This window comes from Rhodospirillaceae bacterium (assembly GCA_018660465.1).
GTDB lineage: Bacteria > Pseudomonadota > Alphaproteobacteria > Rhodospirillales > JABJKH01 > JABJKH01.
On sequence record JABJKH010000021.1, the window covers coordinates 1 to 2,547 of the forward strand.

General features: G+C 51.9%; 3 protein-coding genes and 1 pseudogene. 3 read left to right on the top strand and 1 reads right to left on the bottom strand.

The features are described from left to right. Positions 1-1,345: caspase family protein (locus tag HOM51_04195; GenBank protein MBT5033699.1), on the top strand; the 1,345-nt coding region annotated here is incomplete at its 5' end. Positions 1,346-1,351: 6 nt separating this feature from the next. Here HOM51_04195 and HOM51_04200 read toward each other — a convergent pair. Further along, positions 1,352-1,783 (bottom strand): annotated as a pseudogene (locus tag HOM51_04200) (transposase). 140 nt (positions 1,784-1,923) lie between these two features. On the opposite strand from HOM51_04200, the gene HOM51_04205 reads away from it, so the two are divergent. Continuing rightward, the gene (locus HOM51_04205; protein ID MBT5033700.1) at positions 1,924-2,181 is read left to right on the top strand and encodes a hypothetical protein; all 258 of its coding nucleotides are present in this window, start codon (positions 1,924-1,926) and stop codon (positions 2,179-2,181) included. A 10-nt stretch (positions 2,182-2,191) separates the two neighbouring features. Then, on the top strand, positions 2,192-2,547 hold a 356-nt coding region (locus HOM51_04210; protein MBT5033701.1), incomplete at its 3' end, for a hypothetical protein.

A 2,547-nucleotide genomic window follows, 5' to 3' on the forward strand; every position in this document is an offset into this window, starting at 1 on the left:
CGGTCCATCCGGCGCATCGGAAATCTATCGCGATAAACAGCTTGAGGCCCTGCTTTCCGGGGCGGAAATTTTTGCTTCGGGGGGGATCTGTGTAAGCGAGCCCGAAGGTAACCACGGTATTCCTGATTTTCGTGCGTCGTTCCCCAAAAGCGGTGACACGGTGGTTCGCGTGCATTGCGATGCATCGGGATGGAATGGGTGGGATGAAGAGGTCGCGGCCAAGTGGTCCATTCGCGGTGGCCGACTTTGTTTTGATGGAGTGGCGGCAAAACTCGAAGACCTGATGGCGCAATCCGAAAGTTGTTGGCAGGTTCGCGCCTATCAATTTGGCTTCAAGGCCATTGATTCGACAGGTACAGATGCTTGGGAGTTCAGTATCGAGAGCCATCCGAAATGGAATGGTCTCAGTGAAACGGTCGCCGCGCTGAGTAAAATCGATAAGTCGCCTCCTGCTAAAGAAACCAAACCTTTTCCAAATCCAACTCTGCCAACGTCTGTTGCCAAGGCTCAATCACAGGAAGATACAGCGACCAACACCTTCCCCACCAAGCCTATAAATGTGCGTTTCCGGTCATCTAAAACCCATCCTGATGATATTGCCGTCATCATCGGCAACGCCGATTACAAGAAGTTTGGCAAGGAAATCCCCAACGTCGCCCCTGCTTACGCCGACGCCGAAGGCATCAAGCGGTATTTCATGAAGGCTAAAGGGGTGCGTGTTGGCAACATCATCCACCTCAAGGATGCCACGGGGACCCAACTTATCTCTATCTTCGGTAATGATACAGATCATCAGGGACAACTCTTTAACTGGACTAAACCCGGCGTCTCCAATGTCTATGTCTATTACGCCGGTCATGGCGCACCCGCTGGTAAAAACGGCAGCACCTATCTCGTTCCTTCTGATGCTTCGGCAAGAACAATCAGATTGACGGGTTTTAAACTTTCCACCCTCTATAAGAACCTCGGAAAGATATCCGCCAAATCTGTCACGGTAATTTTGGAAGCCTGCTTCTCCGGTGCAAGTCAGGCTGGCTTGGTGCTCCCCCGGTCATCTGGAATTTCCATTGAACCTAAAGCCACCCTAATTCCCTCCAACATCACAGTCATATCGGCTGGTGCGTTAGATCAGGTTGCATCTTGGGAGGAGGACGGGAAGCACAGCCTCTTCACCAAGTATTTCCTCATGGGAATGAGCGGTGAAGGCGACAAAAAGCCTTATGGTAACGGTGACGGCAAAGTTACCCATAAGGAGTTGGGGAAATATCTTGAAGGCACTATGACGTACTTCGCCCGGCGGTATTATGGCCGAGATCAAAAGGCGCAGATTGTGAGCGGTGGGTGAGATGATAACGTTGCCAATGCTATCGTGGTAGCCGTCATTATTATAATGATCGATGAGGGCGCTGATCTGGTTTTTGAGATCACCGGGTAGATAATAATTTTCCAGTAATATTCTGTTCTTCAGCGTTTGATGCCATCGCTCGATCTTGCCCTGAGTTTGCGGATGATATGGTGCCCCCCTGATGTGCCCCATTTTCCTGTCGTCCAACCATTCTGCCAGCTCACCAGAGACGTAGCTGGACCCGTTGTCCGACAGCAGTCTCGGCTTTTGTGCATTAATAGCTGTCGTCTTGTCCCTGAACTCATCAGCAGCCTTAATGACGATGAATTCCGGACTGGTTATCAGATCAAGGGATTTGAGCAGGCGATAGACGGAAGCCTCCGAGACAAAGTATTTTTCTGTGTCTGTGAAGCGGATGGCCAATTCCCGTTAAGACAGCGTTAAAGAGTCCCAGCATACTGATTTTCGAGCGCCGACCACCGTCAGGAAAGAGCTGCATTGATGTTCAGTTCGGTGGCGCCACGGCTCGTGAGGTTCCGGTTGGCATCGATGCAAGCGGGGAAACTACATCAAGTCAGTTGGCGGACGTGTGTGGCCTTCGTGTCGAGGTTGCGGCTGCCGATGCCAAGTTCGAGGGCGTGGCAATCCTACGGGTTTTGTCTGGCCGGTATATGGGGCAAGATACTGCTGAGAGCAGAACTTTCTTCGAGGGACAAGCCGAATGGTTGCTAAACCTGCCCAGTCGCATGGATGCGGCATTTCGGTTTTCCGTTTCAGCTGACGCACGTTCTGGTGGGGGAGCGGCAATACAATTAACGCACCAGGTTCTGCAATGAGGGGGTGAAATTGGTTTTGATGGTTCAGCGGCTTTGTTTTCATATCTGGGCGTTCGTCTTGGTTGCCATATTCGCCATGGCGCCAGCGCCCCTGATGGCGGCAGATAAGCAAGCCGAGGCGTTTCGTGAGATCGCCTATGAAATTATCAGCGGCATAGATAAATCAGGCCGACCTCCTAAAAACGCTGAAAATCTCAGTAAGGCTTTGAGCTATTTTAGGCGGATTTACGATGAATCCGCGGGCAAAAAGCTGCGCATCGCCATCTGGCCTTTCGATGGCGATGAGGTGCCGATCCCCAAGGCCGCGGCGGATGAATTCAATGACACCTTACTCGCCCAACTGCAAAAGCAGGCGGGCGGACGCTA